This window comes from Hyphomicrobium nitrativorans NL23, from assembly GCF_000503895.1.
Classification (GTDB): Bacteria; Pseudomonadota; Alphaproteobacteria; order Rhizobiales; family Hyphomicrobiaceae; genus Hyphomicrobium_C; species Hyphomicrobium_C nitrativorans.
Map to the genome: position 1 here is coordinate 286,453 of NC_022997.1, position 25,523 is coordinate 311,975.

The window sequence follows — 25,523 nt, forward strand, 5'->3', positions numbered from 1 at the left end:
CTCTCAATAGACGTCGGCTTGATAGCGGCCGACCTTCTTGAGGGCAGCGACATAGGCCTTTGCGTCTTCGGGCGAGGTTTTGCCATGCTCGGCGACGATGTCGGTCAGCGCGGTGTCCACGTCTTTCGCCATGCGCTTCGCATCCCCGCAGATGTAGAAATGCGCGCCTCTTTCAAGCCATGCGAACAGCTCTGCACCTTGCTCTCGCATCTTGTCCTGGACGTAGACCTTTTTGTCGCCGTCGCGGGACCATGCGAGCGAGAGCCTGCCGAGCGTTCCGGCATCCTGCATGACGCCAAACTCGGCTTCGTAGAAGAAATCGGTGGCGCGGCGCTGATGTCCGTAGAACAGCCACGCCGGACCTTGCGCCTTGGTGACGTGGCGCTCCTGAAGGAATGCCCGAAACGGGGCGACGCCGGTGCCGGGTCCGACCATGACGATCGGCGTCGCGTCGTCCTGGGGCAGCGCAAACCCGTGCGCCTTCTGGACATAGGCGCGGAGCTCGGCTCCAGGGGCGATGCGCTCTCCGCAGAACGTGGACGCCACGCCAAGCCGCGCGCGGCCGTCGATTTCGTATCGCACGGTATCGATGGTGAGCGACACGTGGCCGGGGTTGGCGCGTGGCGAGGACGAGATCGAATATAGGCGCGGCTGCAGCGGTTCGAGCACCTCGTAAAACGCTTCCGGATCCGGACGCAGGCCGGGAAACTTTTCGAGCGCGGCAAGGACGTCGAGGGTCGCGGCGTCACCGTCGGGGTCTTGTCCCTTGGCAAGGGCGCGTGCCTTGCGCTTGCGCTCACCTCCTGCGAGATACGAGATCAACTCGAATAGCGCGTCGGGCGCGGGAGAAAGCGCCGTGTCCTCAATCAGCGCGTCGCGCAGCGTCTTGTCGCCGATTGGAAAGTCGGGTGGAGCGCCGATTGCCGACAACACGGCATCGACGAGGCGCGGGTCGTTTTTGGCAAAGACACCCAGGCTGTCGCCCGGCTCGTACTCGATGCCGCTGTCGCGGAGATCGATCTCGATGTGGTTGGTGATTTTCTCCGAGCCCTCGCCGTTAAGCCGCTGGCGCGAGACGAACCGCACCGATGCGGCCGTCTCACGCGAATAGCCGGGGCGCGCGTCGCCGGATACCGCGGGCTTGGCCTCGTCCTTGGCTTTCTTCTCGTCGGGATCGAGCACGCCGCCGCCCATTTCCTCGACGAGCGTCTTCAGCATCCGCGCGGTTGCCTTGCCGCCGGGGGCGCAGAGATTGAGGCGCGGCTCGGCCTGCTCGTGAATAGCGTTGGCGTAGTCCTCGCAATTGTAGCCGCATTGGCCGCAGTCCTGCTGCGCCATGGCTGCCATCATGCGCCGGGCGAGCGGCCGTCCTTCGGCGAGCGTCATGCGCTCGTCGATTTCGATGGCGGGATCGTGCCAGGGGGCGGCACCGTCGTCACCGGGCGTTGCGAGACCTGCCGCGCCGAGGTCCGTGGTCGTCGCAGGCGTCGGGCCGGCATCGAGCGACAACATGCCGGCGAAGAAGCCGTTGAGCCAGGCGCGCTGCTCGATGGAGAAGGGCGCGTTCTCGGGAATCAACGCAGAGACGCCCGGCGGTGCCGTCTGAATGGTCATGGCGCATCGTCTCCGGCGAGGCGTTGAAGCGTGTCGATGTCGTGCCGATTGGCGAAGGCGAAGAACGTCTCCGTGGCGTACGCGCGATGCGCGATATACGCGCCGAGCAGCCGCTCCACCGCCGCGGGACAGTCCTCGCTCTTCACGTCGCGCTGGATCTCGCGCGCGATGGTTGCGTCCGCGCCCGTTCCGCCACCGACAAGGATGTGGAAGCCGTCCACCGTGTCGCCGTCGTCGCCTACCGGAACGCGCGCACCGATCAGGCCGATATCGCCGATGTAATGCTGCGCGCAGGAGTGATGGCAGCCGGTGAGGTGGATGTTGACGGGCGTGTCCAGCTCAAGCCGCCCTTCGACATGCCTTGCGATGGCATCCGCCGTGCCTTTGGTGTTGGCGGCGGCGAACTTGCAGCCCGTGCTTCCCGTGCAGGCGACGAGACCGGCGCGAACGGGCGACGCCTCGGCTGCCAACCCCATCGCCTCAATGCGTTCAAGCGCCGCCGCGACGTTTGCGTCTGCCACGCCGGAGACGATCAGGTTCTGCCAGACGGTCAGGCGAATATCTCCATCTCCAAGATCGCGGGCGAGGGCCGCAATAGCGCGGGTCTGCTCGCAGGTCAGCTTTCCGACCGGAAGCACGACGCCGATCCAATTTAGGCCGGCCTGCTTTTGCGGATGCACGCCGATGTGCGCCATCCGGTTTGGCGCACGGCGCGGCTTGATGTGGCTCGCGTCGATGCGCGTAAGCGGCGCGCCGAGCTTCGCTTCCACCGCTTCCAGGAATTTTTCGAAGCCCCAGTCGTCGAGCACATACTTGAGGCGCGCCTTATTACGGTTGGTGCGGTCCCCGCTGTCCACGAACACGCGCACGATTGCGTCGGCGACCTGGGTGGCGCGGGATGGCTCCAGGATGACGCCGGTGTCGCGCGCGAAGTCCTTGTGGCCGGTGATGCCGCCCAGCATCAGGCGGAAGTAGACGCCCGCGGGGACGGACGCACCATCCGCCACCTCGACGGCTTGAAAGCCGATGTCGTTCGTTTCTTCGAGTGCTGCGATCTGTCCCGCGCCGTCGTAGGCGACGTTGAACTTGCGCGGCAGGCCGGTGAGCGAGCGATCGTTCAAGACGTGAAGGTGCCACTCGCGCGCATACGGGCGCGTATCCAGCAGCTCGAACGCGTCGATGCCCGCCGTTGGCGTGCCGGTGACGTTGCGGATGTTGTCGGCTCCTGCACCGCGCGACGTCAGTCCGAGATCCTGCACCGCCTCGACGACCTTCGCCGCGTCGACGGCTTCGATCTCGCGGATCTGAATGTTGGCGCGTGTCGTGATGTCGGCATAGCCGCCGCCGAAGCGTTCCGCGACATCCGCAATGCCTGCAAACTGCCCGTGCGTGACGATGCCGTTCGGAATGCGCAGGCGGCACATGTAGCTGTCTTGCGCAGGCGCAACGTAAAACAGGCCATAATAGCGCCAACGAAAATTGTCGGGTGGCTTCGGATACTCGCCCTTTTCCGCCTGCGCCTTGAAGCGGGCATAAGCATCGAACGGGTTTTCGTCGCGCTTCCAGTTTTCCTGGTCGGTGAGTTTCTTTCCCTTTGCCTTCGTGGCGTCCTGCGCTTTGATATGCGCGGCGTCGGGCCCCATCGGCGCGGCGGGAGGCGCGGCGGCATCCGATCCGATCGGCGACATGCCGCGCGCGACGCGCCCGGCCTGCACGCCGGAGACGAAGCCTTCGAGATAGCGCTTTTGCTCTGTCGAGAACTCGGCTGTCATGGCTTCCCCATTTTTCATGCGGCCTGCGCTTCCGGCCCGGCAAACGCGCGCCCGAACACGAGGTCATTCCTCAGGGCCGAAACGGGGCGTCCCGAGCGGATGAGGTCGAGGTACCAGAGCGCGTCGCTCGTATCCCCGATCAGCACTGCGCCCTTGAGGCATCCGTCGCCGATCACGAGCTTGCGATACGTCTTGCGTCCCGGATCGGAGAGGACGACCGGCTCCATGTTTTCGCCGCCGAGGAATTCTCCAGCCGAAAACACGCTCACGCCGGAGACCTTGAGATTGGTGGACAGAAGCGAGCCGGTGTAGCGCGCGTCTTCGCCTGCGAGGTTGCTCGCGAGCACGCGCGCCTGCTCGTAGGAGGGCTCGACGAGGCCATAGCAGACGCCGCGATGCTCCGCGCACTCGCCGAGGGCGTAAACACCGGGAGCACTCGTCGCCAGATCGTCACCGACGACGATGCCGCGCCCGACATCGAGCCCCGCGCCGCGCGCCAACTGCACGCAGGGACGGATGCCCACCGCCATGACGACGAGATCGGCCGCGATATTGCGACCGTCCTTCAGACGGAGCCCTGCAACTTTTCTCCGGCCTTGGATGGCTTCGCTTTCCGCATTGAGCACCACCTCGATGCCGCGCGCCTCGATGGCCTGCTTCAGCAGCTCGCCTGCGCGCGGGTCGAGCTGGCGCTCCATCAGCCTGTCCATGAGATGGACGAGCGAGACGTGCATTCCCGCCTTCATCAGCCCATAGGCCGCTTCAAGACCGAGAAGTCCGCCGCCGATCACGACGGCGCGCGCGCCGGGCCGGGCGCGTTCAAGCAATGTTGCGACATCGGCTTTGTCGCGGAACGTCACGACGCCTGGGAGATCCGCACCGGGGAGCGGCAGGCGCACGGCCTCCGACCCGGTGGCGATGACGAGCTTGGCGTAGCCGAGCTTTGCGCCACCCCTCAGTCGGACAAACCGCTGGCGCGTATCGATCTCGACCGCGCGGCGGCCGTAGACGAGCGTGACGCCGCGGTCGCGCCACCATCGGGCGGGCTTCAGCTCGACATCTTCCGCCGCGGCTTCGCGCGCCAGCACAGACGAGAGAAGCACGCGATTGTAGGCGAGCGACGGCTCGTCGCCAACGACCGCAATCGCGTATTTCCCCTGCGCCCGCGTCGTCAGCTCCTCGACGAGACGCGTCGCGGCCATGCCGTTTCCAACAACGACGAGAGGCTCGCTCATAACGGTTCCTCTCACGCAGCTTCCACGAAACGATGACGTTCGTAGAGGAACTTCAGTACCGCCTCGCGCGCCTGAATGTAGCGGGCGTCGGCCACCAGCTCCAACCGCTTGCGCGGGCGGGGCAACTCCACGTCGAGCACGTCACCGATGCGCGCGGACGGTCCGTTCGTCATCATGACAATGCGGTCCGAGAGCAGCACGGCTTCGTCGACGTCGTGCGTGATCATGATCGCGGTGTTGCCGAGCCGCGCGTGGATCTGCATGACGGAATCCTGCAAGTGGGCGCGCGTCAACGCGTCGAGCGCGCCGAACGGCTCGTCCATCAGCAGAACCTTCGGCTCCATCGCCAGCGCGCGGGCAATGCCGACGCGCTGCTTCATGCCGCCCGAGATTTCGGCGGGACGCTTGTCCTTGGCATGGCCCATCTGCACGAGATCGAGATTGTGCAGCGTCCAGTCGTGGCGCTCGGCGCGGGACTTCTTTTTTCCGAACACCTTGTTCACGGCGATGTGCACGTTCTCGTACACGGTGAGCCATGGCAGAAGCGAATGGTTCTGAAACACGACGGCGCGCTCCGGGCCCGGCTCGTTGACCTCGCGATCTTCGAGAAGCACGGCGCCCGTCGTGACGCGCGTCAGCCCCGCAATCAGGTTGAGAAGTGTCGATTTTCCGCAGCCGGAGTGGCCGATGATCGAGACGAACTCGCCCTCGGCAATATCGAGGCCGATGTCGTGGAGCACCTCGGTTTCCGTTCCGCCGCGGCTGAAGGTCTTGTGTACGCCCTGGATCTGAAGAAACGGCTTTGTTGTCACTGTCATGGCGTTCTCCTCAGGCGTTGGCTGTGCCGCGCGTCGCGACGCGGCCGATGAGAGCGACCAGCCGGTCGAGCACGAAGCCGACGACGCCGATGTAGATGAGAGCGACGACGATGTCGGAGAGGCGCGACGAGTTCCACGCATCCCAGATGAAAAAGCCGATGCCGACGCCGCCGGTCAGCATCTCGGCGGCGACGATCGCAAGCCACGAGAGGCCGATGCCGATACGGAGGCCCGTGAAGATGTAGGGCGCGGCAGCCGGGATCATGATGCGCCAGAAGTATTCGAGCGGGTTGAGGCGCAGCACCTCGGCGACGTTGCGATAGTCCTGGGGGATGTTGCGGATGCCGACAGCGGTGTTGATGATCACCGGCCAGACGGCGGTGATGAAGATCACGAACACCGCCGACGGGCCGCTGTCCTGGAAGGCCGCCAGCGAGATCGGCAACCACGCGAGGGGCGGCACCGTGCGCAGCACCTGAAAGATCGGATCGAGGCCGCGCATCGCCCAGACGCTCTGACCGATGATGGCGCCGAGCGCGATGCCGAAAATGGCGGCGAGGCCGAAGCCATACGCCACACGCTCAAGGCTGGTCAAAACCCGCCAACCGAGGCCGATATCCTGCGGGCCATAGACGAAGAACGGGGAGACGATGAGATCGTTGGCTTCGCTCCAGATCTTCATCGGAGAGGGAAGGCTCGCGCCGGGTTTATCGGTTGCGAGCTGCCAGACGAGCAGCATCACCGCCAGGACGACGAGCGGCGGAACGACGGTGGCTGCCATCTCCCGAAGCGCCGACGAAATGCGCGTCGCGTATGTGTTGGACGACGTCTTGAGCGGCAGGACTTTCGTTTCCTGCGATGTCTGCTCTTGGGCCCTTGGCGGGTTCGGCGGTTTTTCGGCGGGTGCCGCACCGGATGCGGCGTCGATCAGCATGGGGCGTGCGGGCATTGCGTTCATCGCATAAAGCTCCTGTTCGGGGATCGCGGGATCAGGCGGAAAGGCGCGTGATCGCAAGGGACGCGAGGTAGGCCGATGGATTTTCGGGATCGAACACTTTGCCGTCGAAGAACGTCTCCGGTCCGCGCGACGGCGTTGGCGGCGGCGTCACGCCGATGGCCGCCGCGGCCTCGCGCCAGATGTCCTCGCGGTTGACCTTGTCGACGAGCGCCTTGATGTCGGTCTCGGCCTCGAACTTGCCCCAGCGCACGTTCTCCGCGACGAACCACGCGTCGTGGCTCTTGAACGGATAGGAGACGGCGCCGTCCTCCCAGAATTTCATCAGGAGATTGGTGCCCGTTTCGTTGCGCCCGCGGCCGTAGTTGATGTCGCCCTTGAGGCGGCCGACGATGTCGGCGGGCGGCACGTTGAACCACTGACGCCTGCCCAGCAGAGCCGCAAGCTCGTCCTTGTTCTCCATCTTCTCGCACCACTGCTGGGCCTCCATGACAGCCATCAGCAATGCGCGCGCGGCCTGCGGATTTTTCTCGACCCAGGCTTCGCGCATCCCGAGCGCCTTCTCGGGATGACGGAACCAGATCTCGCCCGTGGTGCAGGCGGTGAAGCCGATGCCCTGGTTGACGAGCTGCTCGTTCCACGGCTCGCCGACGCAGAAGGCATCCATGTTGCCGACCTTCATGTTCGCCACCATCTGCGGGGGCGGCACCACGATGGTCGAGACATCCTTGTCGGGATCAATGCCGCCGGCGGCGAGCCAGTAGCGGATCCACAGGTCGTGCGTGCCGCCTGGGAAGGTCATGGCGACTTTGACGTCCTTGCCTTCTGCCCGCTTCCTGGCGAACGCCTCCTTCAAGGCGCTGGCGTCCGTGCCGACCGTCAGGGCCTCGTATTCCTTCGACACCGAGATGCCCTGGCAGTCGTAGTTGAGCCGCGCGAGGATGCTCATCGGCACCGGAACATTGTTTTGCGTCACCTTGCCGGTGGCCATCAGGTAGGGCATCGGCGTCAGGATGTGCGCGCCGTCGATGCCGTTCTTTTCCGCGCCGAGCACGAGGTTGTCGCGCGTGGCGCCCCAGGAGGCCTGCTTCAACACTTCGACGTCGGGCATCCCATGCTTGGCGAAGAAGCCCTGCTCCTTGGCGACGATGAGCGGCGCGGCATCCGTCAGCGCGATGTAGCCGAGCACGGCCTTCGTGGTCTCAGGTCCCGCAGCCCAGGCAACGGTTGCGCCGCCCGGCACGAGCGATTTCGCCGCCGCGACCAGCGCCACCGTCGCGCCGCCCCTCATCAACGACCGGCGCGACATGCGTCCTTGCCCCTTCACGCCCGCGGTCTTCGAACCTGCCATCAATGATCCTCCGTCATGGCCCGCACCTCCCGCGGCGTGGACCGGAAAAAAGAAAAAGCGCTGCATCGAGCAAACCGGGCGCCGACTATCGGTCCCGTTTCGTCGAGGCAGCGCTGCCTGAATCATTGCGGCTCGCCGTTGAGCCGCGCTGATCCCCTAAAATCAAGGATCATGCCAACTCGCGGCAACGCGAATTTCTATATATTATCAGGCTATTAGCTGTTTTTATCGTGTGCGGGGCGGCGAGGATCGTGCGCGATTATTGTGCAGCGCACGCGAAGTTTGCCGCACGCTTCAGCAGGGCAGGCCAACAGCGGATCACGAATTGAGGGCCGCGAAGGCTGCGAGGTCGGTGCCGCTGTTGCGGATCTCCAGATCGCGCAAATAGGAGAGTGCGGCGTTGGGGTCGAAGCGTCCGCTGCCAAAGAAGACGCCCACGCCGTCGCCCCCTTCCTGCTTGTCGTCGGACAAAGGCACGGGCACGCCCAACGCGGCGACGGCCTCGCGATAAAGATCGGTGCGGAACACCCGCTCCGTCAGCGCCTTGAGGTCGAACGGCTCCCGCACCTGACCCCAGCGGATCATCTGGGTCAGGATCCACAGAGCGTGCGAGCGCCAGGGGAAGTTCGCATGACCGCGATGGAAGACGACGAGATCCGGATCGACGATGTCCGCCAGTCCTCCGCCTCGCCTCAATGCCCCTGTCAGCGGCCCTGCCAGGATCTCCTCCGAAATGCCGACATACTCTGGCCGTGCAAGAATGCGGGCCGCTTGCTCGCGGTTTTCCGGCTCGTCGAGCCACTGACACGCCGTCACCAGCGCGCGCACGAGGTCGGACACCAACGCCGGATTTTTCGCGGCCCAATCCTCGCGCACGCCGAGAACTTTTTCCGGACTCATCGCCCAGAGCTCGCTCTTCGTCGCAACGATCACGCCTTCGTCTTCCGCAACCGCGACGCTGTTCCACGGCTGGCCTACGCAGAACCCGTCGACGCGGCCGGTCTTCAGCGCCTCCACGCTGAGCGGCGGCGGTACCACGATCAGGTTCACGTCGTTGTCGGGATCGATGCCGGCGGCGGCCAGCCAGTAGCGCAGATCGTAGTTGTGACACGAGAACGGGTAGACCATGCCGAGCGCCAGCGGTTCGCGGCCCTGCTGCTGGCGCGTACGGACGACAGCGGCAAGCGCCCGGGCGGCCGACATTCCGCCAGCCTGCGTCGCGGCCTCGTCAGCGTCGCGCATCTCCGCGTAAAGCCTGTTCGAGACCGTGATCGCGTTGCCGTTCAAACTGAGGGCCATGGGGGCCACGATCAGATCGGACGCGCGCCCCAGGCCCAACGCCGCGGCGATCGGCATGGGCGCGAGCATGTGGGCGCAATCGAAATTGCCGACGCCGAGCTTGTCGCGAATGTTGGCCCAGGAGACCTCGCGATGCAGCACCAGCTTGACGCCGTGACGCCGGTCGAACCCCATTTCCGAGGCCACGACGAGCGGCGCGCAGTCCGTCAGCGGCATGAAGCCGACGTGAACCTCACTCGACTTTGCGCCCAAGGGCCCGTTCGCAGCATCGGCCATGGCGTTCTCCCTAATCTCCGAGCAGGTCAGCGGAGCTGACCAACGCCTGCGCCACATCGGCGATGCGCCGGCCTTGCGACATGGCCGTCTTGCGCAACAACTCGTAGGCTTTCTCCTCGTCGAGGCCGCGCCGTTTCATGAGGATGCCTTTGGCCTTTTCGATGATTTTTCGCTCCTTCAGCGCGCCCTTCACCTCCTCAAGCTCCGCCTGGAGGCGGGTGAAGGCGCGAAATCTCGTCATGGTCGTTTCCAGGATCGGCTTCACGCGCTCTTTCCTGAGACCGTCCACGATATAAGCGGAGACGCCTGCGTCGATGGCGGCTTCGATCTCGGTCTTGTCGCTCTTGTCGACGAACATGGCGATGGGGCGGCGAACGACGCGCGAGACCTGGAACATCTGTTCCAGCACGTCACGGCTCGGGTTTTCGAGGTCGATCAGCACGACGTCGGGATCGAGCGTGTAGATGTGATCGATCAGCCGCGTCGTGTTGGCGAGCACGGTGACAGATGTGAAGCCCGCCTCGGCCAGGCCCGATTCGATAATCGCCCGACGGATCGGGTTCTCGTCGATGACGAGGATTTTGAGCGCGCTGTCGGGGTTGGCGGACACTTCGATACCTTGCGCGTGCGGTCGGCGGCCACGGGACGGATGGCGTGCCCGCTTTTTCTGACGCTATCGCGGCAGGACAGCAAGCCGTCAATCTGACGCTCGATTGCAGGAGAGGCGCGTTTTCTCACGCCTGCGGGGTCGGTGCATTCCGAGTGCGGACGCCATAAAAGGGCTGCCGCGGCCTCGGCGACGGCGGCCGTCGTGTCGCGCTACGCGCCGCTTCACGAGAACAGGCCAGTCTTGCGACAGCTGTAAAGGGACCGCCTCGTCTGGAGGGCTGGACCACTTACGGTTCGCAGTGCATATCGTGCACGACACGCTCCGTTCCCGCCGCCGATCTCCCACAAAATGTCCTCTATATCAATTTGTTACGAAGATCTGCGGCGCCCACTCTCTCCCATCCTGCTCTTGCGCAGTCTCTCTTCGGAATGGCTTGGCACAGCACTTGCCTCGCCCTGTTTCAGCATGCGTCGCGTGGGGGTCCCCTTTGCGGGGCCATGCAAGCGCGATCGAGGGGGGCTTTGTTCGAGACCTCGCGCGCGCGGGCCTAATAAAGAAAACTTTTGAAAGGTGAGGCAATGCGATCCAAGGGTAAGGGCAGTCTGGCCAGATGGTCACTCACGGCCTGTATGGTGGTTTGTGCCGGCATGGCGAGCGCCGGCGACGGGAACTGGACCGAATACACGGGCGACAAGTCGAGTTCGAGGTATCTCGCAGGCGGCAAGGCGACAGCCGAATCGGTCAAGAACATGAAGATCGCCTGGCGCTTTTCACTGCCCGGCAACGATCTGTCCGCAGATAATCCGGATCTGCGCACGTGGGTGAACGAATCGACGCCGCTCGCCGTCGATGGAACGCTCTACACGGTCTCGCCGCTGGGCCTCGTCTCAGCGGTCGACGGGCTGACGGGAAAGGAAAAGTGGCTTTACGATCCTCAGGGCTATCTGGCTGGCCAGGCACCCAACCTCGGCTTTATCAATCGCGCGCTCACCTACGTTGACGTCGATGGTGCCAAGCGCATCATTGCCGGCACGCCGGACGGCTTCCTGATCATGCTCGACGCCGAAACGGGCGCCGTAGTCGAGAGCTGGGGCGAAAAGGGCCGTATCGATCTCACGATCCACAAGCGCCGCCCTGTTCAGCGCGATCTCGTCACGGTCAGCACGCCTCCGATCGTCTGCGGCGGCGTCGTCATTCCAAGCTTGGCGGTCCTCGATTCGTTCGCCGCCGGCCGGCCGCCGTTCAAGTATCATCCTCCCGGCGATGTCCCCGCCTTCGACCTCAAGACGGGCAAGCGTGTCTGGATGTTCCATTCGCCGCCGCTTCCCGGAGAGTTCGGCGCGGACACGTGGAAGACCGGACTGGAGGATACGGGAAGCACCAACCTCTGGACGCGCGCGTCATGCGACGATGAAACGGGCATCGTCTACCTTCCGATGTCGACGCCGTCGAACGACTTCTACGGCGGGCATCGCCACGGCGACAACCTGTTCTCGGAAACGCTGGTGGCGCTGGATGCCAAAACGGGTAACCGCGTCTGGCACTTCCAGATCGTGCGCCACGGTCTGTGGGACTACGACCTGCCGACAGGCCCGAACCTCATGGACATTACGGTCAACGGCAAGACGATCAAAGCTGCCGTTCAGGTTACGAAACAAGGCTTTGTCTACGCATTCGACCGCATCACGGGTGAGCCGATCTGGCCGATCGAAGAGAGGGCCGTTCCTGCCGGAGACGTTCCCGGCGAGTGGTACGCGCCGACCCAGCCCGTGCCGTCCAAGCCTGCGCCCTACGTCCAACAAGGCGCGAGCGAAGACGACCTCATCGATCTCACGCCGGAGATGAAGGAAGCCGCGAAGAAAATTCTCAATCGCTACAAGTACGGCGAGCTATTTACGCCGCCCACGATGGAGAAGGCGGGTACACTGCTCGTTCCCGGCGTTCTCGGCGGCGCAAGCTGGGCGGGCGCGGCGCACAATCCGAACACGGGCGTTCTTTACGTGCCGTCCTTCAACATGCCCTTCGCGATCAAGATCAAGAAGGAGGTCGCGGGGACTTCGTTCCACGACTACACGGGCACTTGGGCCGGTGTGGGCGGTCCGGAAGGGCTCCCGCTGTTCAAGCCGCCGTTCTCGACGATCACCGCGATCGACATGAACACCGGCGAGCATCAGTGGCAGGTTCCTGCTGGGCGTGGCCCGGTCGATCATCCGGCGGTCAAAGCCGCGGGGCTGGAGCGCGTGGGCGCGACCCATCAGAGCTTCATCGTGATCACCGACGATATCGTCTTCACGGCTCCCAACGGCGCCTATGACGTGCTCGGGCTCAACACCCGCGGTAACGCACTGATCGCCCAGAACAAGGAGAAGCAGGACGAATCCGCGCTCTACGCCTATGACGCCAAGACGGGAAATCTCCTTGGTGAAATAGAGCTTCCTCTCGGCGTCTACGGCGCGTTGATGTCCTACATCGTCGACGGCAAGCAGTTCGTCGTCGCTCCTGTCGGCGGCGCTGGAACTCCGTCGGAGCTCGTCGCGGTTCAGGTCAACTAGCCTTCTGGTACAACAGTGGAGTTCGCCCCGCCAGCCGGGGCGGACTCCTTGCTTCTGCCGAACCTTTCTCGCCCAAGTCTACAATGGTCAAGGTACGATGAACGAACTCCCCGCGCGCTTCTCCCGGTTGGCTGCGATGCTTCTCGTCGCCACGACGACGCTCATGGCCCTGACGGCTCCCGCGACGAGCGGCGGCACGTCGCCGGAAACGGACCAACCGACAGCCTCTGGAGAGCCCCCTTTCGATCTTGCCGATCCCAAGAGGATCAAGGCCGGCGAAGAGACCTTCAATGCGACTTGCGCGTCCTACTGCCATGGCCAGAACCCGACGCTATTTATCGATCGGACGGGCCTCAGCGAGGAGTACGTCTACGACACCATCCGCGACGGGGGAAAAGGCGCCACGCCGATGCCACCGTGGGGCGACGTCTTTACGCAAGAAGAAATCTGGGAACTCGTCGCTTACATCAAGTCGCTCGGAAGTTGGTAACGCACGCGTGCTGTCGGGGCCCGTCCCTGACGCTCTGCCCGATCTGGCGCGCCTAAGTGAACGGCGCGCGTAGCCAAGACCCTGTTTCCTCCCAGGGACCTGATGAAGCGGCTCGCCGATCCACCGTTCGGCGGATCGCGGGTCGCTTCACTTTTTTCTGGGGGACGATGGTGCGCATCCGGTGCGCGCCGAAGGCGTGAAGAAGAAGCGATCGCGCATTACGATGGCTTGCTTTCGTCGCTCACAACATTCGAACGCGAGCGTGCCGCTGCCGTTTGCAGCTTGGAAATCTCGATCGCAAGCTTTGTTCGCGAACTGACGCCAAGCTTCCGAAGAATGCTTCCCATATGCGCCTTGACGGTGCCCTCGCGGACGCCGAGCCGGAATGCGATTTCTTTGTTCGAGAGGCCCTGGCTCACCATGTCCAGAACCTTCATCTCGCGTTTTGTCACCGCGTGCACGCGTCGAACCGCGCTCGCCGGAACATCAATGGCCGAACGTACAGACTGCAGATCGAGCGGGCCGAAGTCGGTGCCGGCGCACCAGTCCGCGGCCACCATGCCTTCCTGGCACACGCGGACGACAGCCTGGGTGCGCGAGTACACCTGAAGCTTTCGCAGGATACTGCTCACGGTGGCCTTGATCGTCGTTTCCTTCACTCCGATTCTGTCTGCGATTTCGGAGTTCTTAAGCCCTTGGCAAAGCAGTTTTAGAACGCGCCGTTGTGCGCCGGTGAAGAGTTTCGCGTGCTGCGCGTCATGGGCGCGATCCTCGCTTGGCGTGGGCTCGATGGCGGTATCGGTCATGTGCAGGCGCCTTTTCGTTGTGCTGCGTCGGCCGTCCTCATGGCGCGCAGGCGCTCGAAGTCTTCTCCCGCATGATGCGAGGAGCGCGTCAGGGGCGAGGAGGAGACCATCAGGAAGCCCTTTGAGAGGCCGATGCGGCGTAAGGATTCGAACTCGTCCGGAGATGCGTAGCGGACGAGCGCGGCATGCTTGCGTGTCGGTTGGAGGTATTGGCCGATGGTGAGGAAATCGACGTCCGCCGACCTCAGGTCGTCCATGACCTGAAGAACTTCGTCGTGCTGCTCGCCCAGCCCGAGCATGAGGCCGGACTTCGTGAACACGTTGCGATCGATCTCCTTGGCTGTCTGAAGCAGCCGCAGCGAGTGGAAATAGCGCGCTCCCGGGCGAATGCGCCTGTAGAGCGACGGAACCGTTTCGAGGTTATGGTTGAAGACGTCGGGCCGTGCGGCCATGACGGTCTCGATGGCGCCGCTCGCACGCAGGAAGTCGGGCGTCAGGATCTCGACGGTCGCATCGGCTGCGGACCTGCGGATCGCCGTAACGGTTTGCGCGAAATGGTCCGCGCCGCCGTCCGGCAGGTCGTCGCGATCCACCGACGTAATGACGACATGCCGCAAGCCGAGCTTCGCGACGGCCGCGGCGACCTTATCCGGTTCCTGAGGATCGAGCGGGGCGGGAATGCCGGTGCGGACGTTGCAGAATCCGCACGCCCGCGTGCAGGTGTCGCCCATGATCATCATGGTCGCGTGCTTTTTCGACCAGCATTCGCCGAGGTTCGGGCATGCGGCTTCCTCGCACACCGTCTTCAGATTGTGCTCGCGAACGACGGAGAAGGTTTCGTCGAGGCCGCGACCCGACGCAAGCCTGACGCGTATCCAGTCCGGCCGCGGAAGCTTGGGGGTGTCGGGTTTATGTGCTTTCTCTGGATGTCGCGGCCGATTGCGGATGTCGAAGAGCGTGACCATGCGATCTAATTTCACCTTTGGCATCGTTCGCCGGACGAGGCGGCCCGCTCACTTTGGAGCTGGAGAAGGTCTAAGCGGGCCGCCCGCCCATCTCGGGGAGACGTTGAGGTCCCGAGATGCCGGAGAGGAACTTCGGATCTGGGATCAAGCATCAGGGACAGGGCCGAGCACGTCACGCTTCGATGAGGACACCGAGAACGTTGACGAACCTGCCGGTCGTTGCCGCACACATTGCGGCTCCGGCAAGGCCCCTCTCCCGTCCGCTTGCTGCGGACTCCGAAGAAGCTCGCGAGATCGCCAGTGCTGTCGCACCGTGATGCCGCGGGCTCACGGATGTCGTTAGCAAAGGCTGTGCCACGTGCGATCGGCGCTTTTCATCCGGCGCGCCAGCCGTGAATTTTCGCTTTTTCTGCAGAACGCCGCGGCGTGAGAGAGCAGACCCGGCTCCGGTGCAACAGTTATGCGACACGGCATTGCGACACATGTGTTGCGCGAGGCGGACGTTTTGCCTGCGGGCCATCCCTTGGGCCGAGGCTCGTCGACTATTGGCGCGCCTCCACGGGAGAGCGCGACGTCGTCGGAGAAAAAGGAGCAAGCGCTTTACAGCGCTTGCTCAAGTGGCCATTGAGCGGATTGGAACCCCCGGGTACTCAATGGCTGGGTGTCTGGGCCTCCATCGCCTTCTTGCGAACGAAGTGCCGCAAAGCCTCCAAATCCCCATCGGAGAGGTTCTTGAAGTTGGGCATCCCGTTGTTCTGAAGAGCACCGTCCTGAACGATCGTCTTGAGCTGATCGAGATCGAGGAAGGCCTCCGAGGCACGAAGGTCCGGCGTATACCCGCCGGAGACCGCGCCTGCACCGTGACACCACGCGCAGGACGCTTTGTAGACATGCTCACCTCGGTCGGCGAGCGTGTCGTCCAGCTGGAATTCGGGCGGGTTGAGCACACGCACGAACGTGGGTTCGCCGACTTCCGGAATGGGCTTGTCGGCACCGACTGCAAAAGTCAGCAACTGGCGAAGCTGCCCACGGTAGCCCCACCCGTACTGGGCCATGGAGCTGCCGCCGCCGTAGGCCACAGCAGCGCCGCCGAAGCCGACCAGGAGCGACACGTATTGCGTTCCGTCTACGGCGTAGGTGATCGGAGGGGCGCTGATGCCGCTTCCGACATTGACGGACCAGAGCTCTTTGCCGTCGCGGGCGTCATAGGCTGCGAACTTGCCGTCGATGCGCCCCTGGAACACGAGGTTGCCTGCGGTGGTCAGCGTTCCGGCATTCCAGTAGTTGGGCTGCGGGATCTCCCAGACCGCCTTCCGCTTCACCGGATCCCAGGCCATGAGAGAGCTGACGCCGGCGTCCTTCGGAATATCGTTGCCAAGGCCGACTTCAGCACCGACGTCGATCTGGAAGGACGGTTTTTTCCAGGAGTTGAGGTCGATTTTTGTATCGTCCCAATGCGTCGCGAGTTCCATCTTCGGAATGTAGACGAGCCCCGTGCCGGGATTGTAGGACATCGCGTGCCACGAGTGTGCGCCGAACACGCTCGGCCAGATCGTGACCGGCTCGGTCAAGTACCGTGCGCCCTCCGCCTCGATCGGACGGCCCGTTTCCATGTCGATGCCGGTCGCCCACGTGACCTTCGCGAACGGCTCCGCCGACAGCAGCTTTCCATCCTTCCGGTCGATTATGTAGAAGAACCCATTCTTCGGTGCATGCATGAGGACCTTTTTTTGCCCTCGCCTTCCGTGAGCTCCAGATCAACCAGGACGATATCCATCGTCGAGGTGTAATCCCAGGTGTCTCCCGGCGTCGTCTGGTAGTGCCACTTGTATTTTCCGCTGGTCGCATCGAGGGCGACGATGGAGGACAGGAAAAGATTGTCGCCGCCCTCGGGGCTACGGATTTTATGGTTCCAGGGTCCGCCGTTGCCGGTCCCGACGAGAATTTGATCGTACTCGGCGTCATACGTGACGCCGTTCCAGGTCTGGCCGCCGCCGCCCAGTTTCCACCATTCCCCCGTCCAGGTCTCCGCCGCCATTTTCTGTGCTTCGTCCTCGAAGCCGTCAGCGGGGTTGCCGGGAACGATGTAGAACTTCCAGGCTTCCTTTCCGGTTTCGACGTGGTAGGCGGTGATGAAGCCGCGGCCACCGCCTTGCTCGGAACCGCCGTTGCCGATGAGCACGAGATCGCGAAACGCCTTCGGCGCGCCGGTGATGTGAAGCGGTATGCTCGGATCGAAGGTCTGCGTCGTCCAGATCGGCAAGCCTGTCTTGGAATCGAGCGCGATGAGACGTCCGTCCGCGGTGGCGATGATCACTTTGCCCTTGTAGAAGGTTGCGCCGCGGCTCCAGCTCCACATCATGCGCGCGCGATCGCCGGCATGCTTCAGGGTTTCGGGATCATATTCCCAGATCAGCTTCCCCGTTTTGGTATCGACGGCGCGCGTCTTGCTGTAGCTGCCGGTGAAATACATGATGCCGTCGACGACGAGCGGGGTGGCGACAAGCGCGCCATCTTCCGGCAAGGGCAGCGACCAGGTGAGACCAAGCTTGCCGACATTGTCGGCTGTGATCTGGGTCAGCGGGCTGAACCGCTGCTCGCTGTGGTCCCGTCCATAGGCCAGCCAGTTGTCGGTTTGGTTCGGATCGGTGAGCGCCGCATCGTCAACGATGGTCTCGGCCCAAGCCCCGTTCGAAGATCCAATTAACACGCCTGCCGCGACGAGCACCATTGCTGCCCCGACATTGCGCCTCAGTCGATTTGCATTCATCCTTGTCGCCTCCGCCTTATTTTTTCGTAGCGCGCCGGATAACGTCCCGACGGCTTCGCTATTGGCGCCCTTTATATGGCAAGCCTCGTGCCAGGGGTGCGCGGCTGTAATGGTTTCGTATTTTCGCGGACGCGATCGGCACATTTGTCGCCGCGATGATCCAGTTGCTTCAGGAATTGACGCCCTTGGGGTGCTCGATCCTAGCGCCTCTCCTGTTTTCGCAGAAGCGCGGGCGACGCTCCGCGTGACGCATCTCGCGTCTTGCAGACAAACAGTCCTGCGACGCCTGTCGCACGCACGAGACGCCCATTGAGGCGTGCGCGATACAGGAACGAAGAAAATCTCAGTTTGTCATGGCGCTAAGCCGCACCTCCCCGTTTGGCACGAAGGCTGCGTATCTCGATACGCAATGGCGGTGTGGTCACCGGCGCGCCAGTCACGCGGCATAAAAAAATTATTCTGGGGAGATGACCGTTGCTTCCGACACGTGAGCAGAAACTATGGATGTACGAGACAATGCTCGTGAGCCGCTTCTTCGAAGAGGCGATCGAAGCGATTTATCTTGAGGGCAAGAAGCCGGTCTTCAACATGGCCAAAGGGCCGATTCCTGGAGAAATGCACCTCTCCAACGGCCAAGAGCCCTGCGCCGTGGGCGTGTGTGCGCATCTCACATCTTCGGACATCGTAACGTCGACGCACCGGCCTCATCACGCGGCCATCGCCAAGGGCGTTGACTTGGCGCGGATGGCCGCGGAGATCTTCGGGAAGAAGACGGGACTGAGCGGCGGCCGCGGCGGCCACATGCACATCTTCGATCCCGACGTCAATTTCAGCTGCTCGGGCATCATCGCACAGGGGATGGGACCGGCCGTCGGCGCCGCGCTGTCTCGCAAAATGCAGGGCCGCGACGGCGTTGCCGTCTCGTACATCGGCGAAGGCGCCGCCAATCAAGGCGCATTCCACGAGACGCTCAATCTTGCAGCGCTGTGGAAGCTTCCGGTGATCTTTGTGATCGAGGACAACGCGTGGGGCATATCCGTTGCCAAGTCGGCCTCGACGGCGATCCCCAACAACGCGTTGCGCGCGTCCGCTTACGGAATGCCGGGACACCACGTCACCGGAAACGATCCCATCGCCATCTTTGCGGCTGCGGGCGAGGCCATCGCGCTCGCACGCAGCGGGGGCGGACCGAGCCTGATCGACATCGAGACGGATCGGCTTGCCGGACACTTCATGGGAGACGCGGAAGCCTATCGCCCCAAGGGCGAGCTTGAGGCGCTGCGTGCCAGAGATCCTATCCCGGCCTTCGCCAGGCGGCTTCAAAGCGAGGACGCTCTTTCGGACGCGGATCTGGCCGCGATCTCGGACCGTGCCCGCAGCAAGGTGGATGACGCGATCGGGTTTGCGCGCGAGAGCGCATATCCGGAACCTGACGAGGCCCTGGACAAGGTGTTCGTCTAGCCACCGCCTTGCGGAATTTTCTAAAGATAAATTCAAGAAACAGGAGAATGCCTCATGTCTTCCGGGGCTGTTGCTGCGGCGAACGAGCGTCGATTGACGATTGCGCGCGCCATGGCTGAAGCGATCGCGCAAGAGATGCGCATCGATCCCAGCGTTTTCGTCATGGGAGAGGATGTCGGCACACTCGGCGGCGTGTTCGGGAACACGCGCGGATTGTTCGATGAGTTCGGTGGCGAGCGTGTCCGCGACACTCCGATCTCTGAAACTGCCTTCATGGGTGCGGCCACGGGCGCGGCTTCCGACGGGATGCGTCCCATCGTCGAGCTGATGTTCGTCGACTTCTTCGGCGTTTGTTTCGACGCGATCTATAACTCGATGGCCAAGAACGCCTACTTTTCGGGTGGAACGGTCAAGGTCCCGGTGGTGCTGATGACATCGACGGGCGGCGGCTATTCCGACGGCGGCCAGCATTCGCAATGTCTCTACGGCACGTTCGCGCATCTGCCTGGCATGAAGGTTGTCGCGCCGAGCAACGCCTACGACGCGAAGGGTCTCATGACCGCGTCGATCCGCGACGATAATCCGGTCATTTACATGTACCACAAGGGACTGCAGGGCATGGGTTGGCTCGGCACGGAGCCTGCCGCGACGGTCCATGTTCCCGAGGAGAGCTACACGATACCGTTCGGCCAAGCGGCGATCGTGCGCGAGGGCAAGGACGTCACGATCGTGAGCGTCGCGATGGGCGTGCACAACGCCTTGAAGGCGGCGGATCTGCTCGCAGCGAAAGGCGTGAGCGCAGAGGTCGTGGATTTGCGCACGCTCGTGCCGCTCGACCGCGACACGGTCTTCGCGTCGGTTTCGAAGACCGGACGACTGATCGTCGTCGACGAGGATTATCACAGCTACGGCATGACCGGCGAGATCATCGCGAGCATCGCAGAGCGGGACCTCTCCGTTCTCAAGGCCTCGCCGCAGCGCGTCGCCTATCCCGACATTCCCATTCCGTTCAGCAGGCCGATGGAACAGTTCGCCCTGCCGAGCCCGGAAAAGATCATCGAAGCATATGAAAAAATGAAAGGACGTCGCGGATGGCGGTGGATGTAACGATTCCGACCGATCTTTGGGAGGAAGACACGGAGGCGGCCATCACGAGCTGGCTCGTCTCGGACGGCGCCGTGGTTTCGGAAGGCCAGCTGATCGCCGAGATCATGGTCGAGAAGGTGCAATACGAGATCAAAGCTCCGGCGTCGGGCGCGATCAAGATCGGATTGCCCGTGGAAGGGGTTGCCGCCAAGGGCAGCACCATCGCGACAATATCGTGAGAGTTGAGGAGACCACGCAGGTGAACGCCGAGCCATCGACACCAGCCCATGGCGCATCCGAAGACCGCATCCTGCCCCTTGCCGGCATGAGGGGCATGATTGCGTCGAAGATGAAAGAAAGCCTCGCGTCGTCCGCGCAGCTTACCCACATCGCGGATTGCGACCAGAGCGCGCTCATTGTGGCGAAGGCTCGGCTTTCGGAGCGCGGCATAAAGGCGTCGCTTGAGGATCTCCTGATCGACGCGGTCATCGCCACGCTGCGCAAGCACCCGGCGCTCAACGCGACGCTTGAGGAGAACCAGGTCCGGATCAAGTCCTCGATCAATGTCTCGTGTGCGATCGCGTTGCCGGGAGATTTGCTCGTCGCGCCGACGATCCTCTCGGCCGACGCCATGTCGCTCGCGGAACGGATCGCGGCGCGGCGCGATCTCGTTGAGCGCGCACGTACGAACAAGCTGTCCGTGAAGGAGATGACCGCGGGAACCTTCACCATCTCCAACATTGGCCTCACGCGCGTCCGTTACTTCACGCCGATCCTGAACATGCCGCAAGTTGCGATCCTCGGAGTGGGCGAGGCGTCGTTGCGTCCGTGGATCGTCGGTGGACAACTGGAAGCGCGTCCCATCATGGGGCTGTCCCTCACGTTCGATCACCGTGCTGTTAACGGCGCCCCTGCCGGAGCCTTTCTGACGGACTTGTGCGAGGCGATCGAGCAGTTCCAGGTCGACTAGCCCGTGATGCATGGACACGAGACGGCGGAGCCGCGGAACTCGGTGGAACTGCGGCCGCCGCTACCCTTCAAGCACGCACAAAAGCTCGAAAGAGCGCTGCTCGATAGCGCCGTGCAGCGCGGAGCCGGTTGCGATTGGTCGGTTTGGAGAACCCAACAGGCGCTGATCGCGCCGTCTCTCACGACGAGGGCGAAGGGCTTCCAGAACGCGGCGCATGAGATGTTGCGGTGCGGATGGCCGGTCTACATCCGCGATACGGGAGGCGACATCACCCCGCAGTGGCCGGGCGTGGTCAACGTGTCGTCGGCTTTTCTCGTCGAGCGAACGACCGAGATAAGCATCCGCGCCACCTACGAGCGTTTCTGCGCACCGCTGCTGGCGTTCTTTTCATCGCTGGGGTTCGATGCTTACCTGTCGAGCGTGCAGGGGGCCTTTTGCGATGGAGAGTTCAACATCGTGATCGGCGGCAGGAAGCTCGCCGGGACGGCGCAAAGGTGGCGCATGACGCGGCTTCCGGACGGCAGGAATGGAGTGGCCGTGCTGGCGCATGCCGCGATCCTGGCCGATGTGGACATCGCCGCCGGCATCGAGGCGACGAACCGCTTCTATGCGCTCTGCGGCACGGATCGAAAAGTAGATGCCGCACAGCACGTCTCGACGGCAGGCCTTTGCGGCCCGGACCTTGCCGCAGCGCCTCTCGCGGCACGGCTCGCCCATTTTCTGGACCGCGAGCGGGCCGTCTGAACACTTAGACCTTCTGGTTCGGCGAGAGGATCTCGTACTTGCGGATCTTTCTGTGCAAGGTCGCGCGGCTGATGCCGAGATCCGCGGCCGCGGCCGTGATGCACCATTTTGTGACCGTGAGAGCGTCGATGATCTTTTCTCGTTCGATGCGTTCGCACGCGTGCTCCAGCGTTGCATCGGCCGGAGGCTCGGAGGCGGCGTCGCTTGCGAGGTGGACCCGGCCGCGCTGAGGGTTCTCCGGACGGGCGAGAAGCTCCTCGGGAAGATGATCGAGCGTGATGACGGGATCGCTGTGCACCGAGAGGATCCAACGCATCACGTTGCGCAGCTCGCGGATGTTGCCCGGCCACCGATAACTGGCGAAGAGATCGTGCACCTCGGGCGCGATGCGGATCTCCGCCCCCTCCGCGCCCTGCTCGTCCTCGATCACTCTCTGAACGAGCTCGGCAATATCCGACCTCTCCCGCAGCGGGGAGATGTTCACCTGCGCGCCCTTGATCCGATAGTAGAGATCGCGCCGGAAGCGGCCCGCCTCGACGAGCTGCGGAAGCTCCCGATGCGTGGCGGAGATGATCCTGACGTCGACGGGTATCGGTGCGCTCGCGCCGAGGGGCGAAACCTCCCGCTCCTCCAGGACGCGGAGAAGATGCGCCTGCAGATCGATCGGCATGTCGCCGATTTCGTCGAGAAAGAGCGTGCCGCCGTTGCTCGCCGCGATCTTTCCGACGCGGCCAGCCTTGAGGCCCCCGGTAAAGGTTCCCGGCGCATAGCCAAACAACTCGCTCGCCAGCAGAGTGTCCGGGATCGCCGCGCAGTTGACCGCGACATAAGGCTTTTGGGACCGATTGCTCTCAAGATGGATTGCCCGGGCGAACGTATCCTTGCCGACGCCCGTCTCACCAAGGAGAAGCAGCGGAATATCCCGGTCGAGAAGCTTTCGGCAAAGCTCGACGTTGCGCCGCATCTTTGGGTCGCTTCCGGCGACGCGATCGAGCTCTAGAGGTTCGCTCTTGAAGTTCGAACGCGCTTTCTGCTGGGCCTTCCCCGACGGCGCGCTGCTCGATCGCGTTTTCTTTTTGGGAAGAAATGTCGTCACGTAGAAATTGGATCCGTCCGTCCCGCTGAGCCGCACGTTGTGCGACGAGAGCGGCTTGAGTTCGTCGAGTGCAATTCGCCAGAGATCCTGGATGTGCAATCCGCCGAGGTCCGCAAGCTCCGCGACGCCGAGGAATGACAGCGCATCTTGCGTCGCGCCGAGCAGCCGCCCGGTTTCATCTGTCGCGACGAGCGCATTGAGCGCGAGCGGCATCGCCTCCGGCTCGCGAGAGAGCGCGACGATGCAGCTGTTCTGATGGCATTTCCGGAACAGGGCGGTGCTGATGCTTTGCGCGGCCTGCCGCACAATGTGTTGTGCGAATGAGCATTCCGAACTGTTGGCGACCGATCGGCCGGAAAAATCGAGCACCGCCATGACGCTTCCATCGGGCGCGAAAATCGGCGCGGCGGTGCATGTAAAGCCTTTGAGCGTGTGGTTGTAATGCGCGTGTCCGGCAACGGTGACGGGCCGCCGCGACACGATGCAGGTGCCGATACCGTTGGTGCCGATGGCGCTCTCGCTCCACCGCGAACCTGTCGCGAGGCCTTCCTCCGCCATCTCGCGGCTTGCCGAGGTATCCGCGTATCCCTGGACCACGATGCCCGTCGCATCGCTGAGCAAAAGGCAATAATCCGCATCCCGCGCCACGTGACGAAGATGCTCGGTGATCGAACCCGATTCGAAGAGCACCTCTTCCATCTGAGAACGAAGCTCACGGATGTTCTGGTCCGTCACGCGTTCGACGCTGCGGCGCATGCAGGGCTCAAGCCCGTACTCCTGGATGCAACGATTCCAGGAGGCTTGGATGAGCTCGCCGCCGGGCACTTGCTGGGCGAGCCTTCTCTGAGTCTGGGTCATTGCCAGATGTTCTTTATTCTATGCGCGTTTCCCTGATCCGAAATTTGCCATCAGTCCCGATGAGTAGCAAGCTGGATGTCGGTTGTATGACGCGGAGAGGGGAACAGGCGCTTCGCTGCGACCGCGGTTAAGGTTAGCCCGAGGACAGCGGATCGGTCTCTCGATTCGGGCTAACCTCCGGCATCCTGCGGCCATCGGATCCTCCCAGTCGCTAAATGTGAAGCGCTCGCCCCGTCGCCGCCAGGCTGCTTTCGAGCATCGTCTCGGACAGCGTCGGATGGGGAAATACGGTGCGGGCGAGATCGCTTTGCGTCGCTCCGCACTCCATTGCGATGACGAAGCCTTGGATGAGCTCCGTTACCTCGGCCCCGCACATGTGGGCGCCGATGAGCCGCCCCGTTCCGGCGTCGAAGATCGTTTTCACGATGCCGTTGGTTTCCCCCGCCGCGATCGCCTTGCCGTTGCCGATATAGGGGAAGCGGCCGACGAGAACCTCGGTACCGTTGGTCCGAGCCTCAGCTTCCGTCAGACCCACGCTGGCAATCTGCGGATGGCTGTACGTGCATGCGGGAATGCGCTGTTTGTCGAGCGCATGCGCCGCGTGTCCGGCGATCTCCTCGACGCAGGCCACGCCCTCGTGCTCCGCCTTGTGCGCCAGCATCGGCGGCCCCGCCACGTCTCCGATCGCATAAATGCCGTGGACGTTCGTTCGCCCTGCCCCGCGGGTCGCGATCGTGCCGTTTTCCAGCGCGACGCCGAGCCGTTCGAGGCCCAGCCCTTCCGTGTTTCCGACGACGCCGACGGCTGAGATCAGGCGCTCCGCGGCAAGCTCCTCCATGCCGTCGCCAATGGTCACCATCGCGCGCACGCCGTCCGCCTCCTTCGAAATCGACGACCGCCGCGCACCCGTCAGGATCTTGATGCCCGCTTTCTCGAATTGCTTGCGCGCAAAGAGCGCGATCTCGGCGTCTTCCGCCGGGAGAATCTGGGGCAGCAGCTCGATCACAGTGACGTCAGCACCGAGCGTCCTGTAGAGGCTGGCAAATTCGATGCCGATGGCGCCCGATCCGACGACGATCAGAGACTTGGGAAAGGCCGGAGGAGACATTGCCTCGATGTAGCTCCAGACCCGTTCGCGGTCCGGTTCGAGGCCGGGCAGAACGCGCGCGCGTGCGCCCGTCGCCACGACGATGTGCCGGGCGTGATAGGTGCCGGGCGAGAGAACCCCTTTCGGAGCGGAAGACTGGGGCTCTTGCGGATGCGCGGCTGTCGACTCCCGCACCAGGATCTTTCCCGGCTCGCCGGGCGTAGGCGCGCAGGAGATCTCGGCCTCACCCCAGATCACATCGACCTTGTTCTTCTTGAGGAGAAAGCCGACGCCGGCGTTGAGCTGCGCAGAAACCGATCGCGACCGCTGGACGAGCGCCGAAGGATCGTATCCGAGGCCCTCCACGGTAAGCCCGAACTCCTTCGCCCGCGATGCGAGGTGATAGACCTCCGCGCTGCGCAAAAGGGCCTTCGTCGGAATGCACCCCCAGTTGAGGCAGATGCCTCCGATGTGCTTGCGCTCGACGACCGCGCATTTGAGACCGAGCTGCGCGCCGCGGATGGCCGCGACATAGCCGCCAGGCCCCGATCCGATAACGATCACGTCGTAGATGGGCGTATCCATAGTGTCCTTTGTCGGGTGAGCCGTGAGGTGGAAAGGATGATCGGAAGGATCCTCGCAAAGCGGATGAACGGAGCGGCCATCTTCGGCGCTCGCCCGCGCTGCTTCCGGATGGCGCTTGCGGGT

General features: G+C 63.5%; 21 protein-coding genes. 7 read left to right on the forward strand and 14 right to left on the reverse strand.

What is annotated here, in order from left to right; genetic code table 11:
- Positions 1 to 3: 3 nt before the first annotated feature.
- The 8 genes from W911_RS01300 to W911_RS01335 all read right to left on the reverse strand — a co-directional run bounded on the left by W911_RS01300 (position 4) and on the right by W911_RS01335 (position 9,930).
- Entirely contained in the window at positions 4 to 1,614 is a 1,611-nt protein-coding gene (locus W911_RS01300; RefSeq protein ID WP_023785709.1) for a sulfite reductase subunit alpha, read from the reverse strand.
- Positions 1,611 to 3,386, reverse strand: coding sequence for a NirA family protein (locus W911_RS01305; protein ID WP_041316934.1), 1,776 nt, complete (start codon positions 3,384 to 3,386; stop codon positions 1,611 to 1,613). The genes W911_RS01300 and W911_RS01305 overlap by 4 nt, the downstream gene beginning before the upstream one ends.
- Before the next feature lie 14 nt (positions 3,387 to 3,400).
- A complete protein-coding gene (locus W911_RS01310) occupies positions 3,401 to 4,621 on the reverse strand; it encodes an NAD(P)/FAD-dependent oxidoreductase (protein ID WP_023785711.1) in 1,221 nt (406 codons plus the stop codon).
- A gap of 11 nt (positions 4,622 to 4,632) precedes the next feature.
- The gene (locus W911_RS01315; RefSeq protein WP_023785712.1) at positions 4,633 to 5,439 is read right to left on the reverse strand and encodes an ABC transporter ATP-binding protein; all 807 of its coding nucleotides are present in this window, start codon (positions 5,437 to 5,439) and stop codon (positions 4,633 to 4,635) included.
- Between the two features lie 10 nt (positions 5,440 to 5,449).
- Positions 5,450 to 6,397, reverse strand: a complete 948-nt coding sequence (gene ntrB / locus W911_RS01320) for a nitrate ABC transporter permease (RefSeq protein WP_041316940.1) — start codon at positions 6,395 to 6,397, stop codon at positions 5,450 to 5,452.
- 31 nt (positions 6,398 to 6,428) lie between these two features.
- Positions 6,429 to 7,745 (reverse strand): CmpA/NrtA family ABC transporter substrate-binding protein, encoded by a 1,317-nt coding sequence (locus W911_RS01325; RefSeq protein ID WP_023785714.1) that lies wholly within the window; start codon positions 7,743 to 7,745, stop codon positions 6,429 to 6,431.
- A 318-nt stretch (positions 7,746 to 8,063) separates the two neighbouring features.
- Positions 8,064 to 9,320: a CmpA/NrtA family ABC transporter substrate-binding protein gene (locus W911_RS01330; protein WP_023785715.1), complete on the reverse strand. Its 1,257-nt coding sequence runs from the start codon at positions 9,318 to 9,320 to the stop codon at positions 8,064 to 8,066.
- Positions 9,321 to 9,330: 10 nt separating this feature from the next.
- Complete coding sequence (locus tag W911_RS01335; protein WP_051388491.1) at positions 9,331 to 9,930, reverse strand: ANTAR domain-containing response regulator; 600 nt, start codon at positions 9,928 to 9,930, stop codon at positions 9,331 to 9,333.
- A 647-nt stretch (positions 9,931 to 10,577) separates the two neighbouring features.
- Here W911_RS01335 and W911_RS01340 point away from each other — a divergent pair.
- Together W911_RS01340 and W911_RS01345 are read left to right on the forward strand one after the other, a co-directional pair.
- On the forward strand, positions 10,578 to 12,482 hold the full coding sequence (locus tag W911_RS01340; RefSeq protein WP_201768818.1) for an outer membrane protein assembly factor BamB family protein: 1,905 nt from the start codon (positions 10,578 to 10,580) through the stop codon (positions 12,480 to 12,482).
- A 97-nt stretch (positions 12,483 to 12,579) separates the two neighbouring features.
- Positions 12,580 to 12,972, forward strand: a complete 393-nt coding sequence (locus W911_RS01345) for a c-type cytochrome (protein WP_023785717.1) — start codon at positions 12,580 to 12,582, stop codon at positions 12,970 to 12,972.
- Positions 12,973 to 13,190: 218 nt separating this feature from the next.
- Here W911_RS01345 and W911_RS18975 read toward each other — a convergent pair whose 3' ends face one another.
- From W911_RS18975 to W911_RS18535, 4 genes are all read right to left on the reverse strand, one after another.
- Complete coding sequence (locus W911_RS18975; RefSeq protein ID WP_023785718.1) at positions 13,191 to 13,778, reverse strand: LuxR C-terminal-related transcriptional regulator; 588 nt, start codon at positions 13,776 to 13,778, stop codon at positions 13,191 to 13,193.
- Positions 13,775 to 14,743 carry a lipoyl synthase gene (gene lipA, locus W911_RS01355; protein ID WP_023785719.1) on the reverse strand — a complete coding sequence of 323 codons (969 nt, stop codon included), beginning with the start codon at positions 14,741 to 14,743 and terminating at the stop codon, positions 13,775 to 13,777. The genes W911_RS18975 and lipA overlap by 4 nt, the downstream gene beginning before the upstream one ends.
- Before the next feature lie 650 nt (positions 14,744 to 15,393).
- Positions 15,394 to 16,461 carry a c-type cytochrome gene (locus tag W911_RS18530; protein ID WP_201768819.1) on the reverse strand — a complete coding sequence of 356 codons (1,068 nt, stop codon included), beginning with the start codon at positions 16,459 to 16,461 and terminating at the stop codon, positions 15,394 to 15,396.
- Positions 16,428 to 17,657, reverse strand: coding sequence for an outer membrane protein assembly factor BamB family protein (locus W911_RS18535; RefSeq protein WP_201768820.1), 1,230 nt, complete (start codon positions 17,655 to 17,657; stop codon positions 16,428 to 16,430). Before W911_RS18535 ends, W911_RS18530 begins: the two co-directional genes overlap by 34 nt.
- A 360-nt stretch (positions 17,658 to 18,017) precedes the next feature.
- Here W911_RS18535 and W911_RS01365 point away from each other — a divergent pair, with 360 nt between their 5' ends.
- From W911_RS01365 to W911_RS01385, 5 genes are read left to right on the forward strand one after another with little or no spacing between them, the layout of a single operon-like run.
- A complete protein-coding gene (locus W911_RS01365) occupies positions 18,018 to 18,974 on the forward strand; it encodes a thiamine pyrophosphate-dependent dehydrogenase E1 component subunit alpha (protein WP_023785720.1) in 957 nt (318 codons plus the stop codon).
- Positions 18,975 to 19,028: 54 nt separating this feature from the next.
- Entirely contained in the window at positions 19,029 to 20,081 is a 1,053-nt protein-coding gene (locus tag W911_RS01370; protein ID WP_023785721.1) for an alpha-ketoacid dehydrogenase subunit beta, read from the forward strand.
- Positions 20,066 to 20,299, forward strand: coding sequence for a biotin/lipoyl-containing protein (locus W911_RS01375; protein WP_023785722.1), 234 nt, complete (start codon positions 20,066 to 20,068; stop codon positions 20,297 to 20,299). The genes W911_RS01370 and W911_RS01375 overlap by 16 nt, the downstream gene beginning before the upstream one ends.
- A 20-nt stretch (positions 20,300 to 20,319) precedes the next feature.
- Positions 20,320 to 21,030, forward strand: coding sequence for a 2-oxo acid dehydrogenase subunit E2 (locus W911_RS01380; protein WP_023785723.1), 711 nt, complete (start codon positions 20,320 to 20,322; stop codon positions 21,028 to 21,030).
- A 6-nt stretch (positions 21,031 to 21,036) separates the two neighbouring features.
- Positions 21,037 to 21,774, forward strand: coding sequence for a lipoate--protein ligase family protein (locus W911_RS01385; protein ID WP_023785724.1), 738 nt, complete (start codon positions 21,037 to 21,039; stop codon positions 21,772 to 21,774).
- Between the two features lie 4 nt (positions 21,775 to 21,778).
- Here W911_RS01385 and W911_RS01390 read toward each other — a convergent pair whose 3' ends face one another.
- Positions 21,779 to 23,728: a sigma-54-dependent Fis family transcriptional regulator gene (locus W911_RS01390; RefSeq protein ID WP_081717598.1), complete on the reverse strand. Its 1,950-nt coding sequence runs from the start codon at positions 23,726 to 23,728 to the stop codon at positions 21,779 to 21,781.
- Between the two features lie 211 nt (positions 23,729 to 23,939).
- Positions 23,940 to 25,400: a dihydrolipoyl dehydrogenase gene (lpdA, locus tag W911_RS01395; RefSeq protein ID WP_023785726.1), complete on the reverse strand. Its 1,461-nt coding sequence runs from the start codon at positions 25,398 to 25,400 to the stop codon at positions 23,940 to 23,942.
- Positions 25,401 to 25,523: the final 123 nt, after the last annotated feature.

Bases quoted from the DNA above. Each gene is read 5' to 3' on its own strand.
- W911_RS01300 (WP_023785709.1), bottom strand. From the start codon at position 1,614: ATGACCATTCAGACGGCACCGCCGGGCGTCTCTGCGTTGATTCCCGAG.
- W911_RS01305 (WP_041316934.1), bottom strand. From the start codon at position 3,386: ATGACAGCCGAGTTCTCGACAGAGCAAAAGCGCTATCTCGAAGGCTTC.
- W911_RS01310 (WP_023785711.1), bottom strand. From the start codon at position 4,621: ATGAGCGAGCCTCTCGTCGTTGTTGGAAACGGCATGGCCGCGACGCGT.
- W911_RS01315 (WP_023785712.1), bottom strand. From the start codon at position 5,439: ATGACAGTGACAACAAAGCCGTTTCTTCAGATCCAGGGCGTACACAAG.
- ntrB (WP_041316940.1), bottom strand. From the start codon at position 6,397: ATGAACGCAATGCCCGCACGCCCCATGCTGATCGACGCCGCATCCGGT.
- W911_RS01325 (WP_023785714.1), bottom strand. From the start codon at position 7,745: ATGGCAGGTTCGAAGACCGCGGGCGTGAAGGGGCAAGGACGCATGTCG.
- W911_RS01330 (WP_023785715.1), bottom strand. From the start codon at position 9,320: ATGGCCGATGCTGCGAACGGGCCCTTGGGCGCAAAGTCGAGTGAGGTT.
- W911_RS01340 (WP_201768818.1), top strand. From the start codon at position 10,578: ATGGCGAGCGCCGGCGACGGGAACTGGACCGAATACACGGGCGACAAG.
- W911_RS01345 (WP_023785717.1), top strand. From the start codon at position 12,580: ATGAACGAACTCCCCGCGCGCTTCTCCCGGTTGGCTGCGATGCTTCTC.
- W911_RS18975 (WP_023785718.1), bottom strand. From the start codon at position 13,778: ATGACCGATACCGCCATCGAGCCCACGCCAAGCGAGGATCGCGCCCAT.
- lipA (WP_023785719.1), bottom strand. From the start codon at position 14,743: ATGGTCACGCTCTTCGACATCCGCAATCGGCCGCGACATCCAGAGAAA.
- W911_RS18530 (WP_201768819.1), bottom strand. From the start codon at position 16,461: ATGCATGCACCGAAGAATGGGTTCTTCTACATAATCGACCGGAAGGAT.
- W911_RS18535 (WP_201768820.1), bottom strand. From the start codon at position 17,657: ATGTGCCGATCGCGTCCGCGAAAATACGAAACCATTACAGCCGCGCAC.
- W911_RS01365 (WP_023785720.1), top strand. From the start codon at position 18,018: ATGTACGAGACAATGCTCGTGAGCCGCTTCTTCGAAGAGGCGATCGAA.
- W911_RS01370 (WP_023785721.1), top strand. From the start codon at position 19,029: ATGTCTTCCGGGGCTGTTGCTGCGGCGAACGAGCGTCGATTGACGATT.
- W911_RS01375 (WP_023785722.1), top strand. From the start codon at position 20,066: ATGGCGGTGGATGTAACGATTCCGACCGATCTTTGGGAGGAAGACACG.
- W911_RS01385 (WP_023785724.1), top strand. From the start codon at position 21,037: ATGCATGGACACGAGACGGCGGAGCCGCGGAACTCGGTGGAACTGCGG.
- W911_RS01390 (WP_081717598.1), bottom strand. From the start codon at position 23,728: ATGACCCAGACTCAGAGAAGGCTCGCCCAGCAAGTGCCCGGCGGCGAG.
- lpdA (WP_023785726.1), bottom strand. From the start codon at position 25,400: ATGGATACGCCCATCTACGACGTGATCGTTATCGGATCGGGGCCTGGC.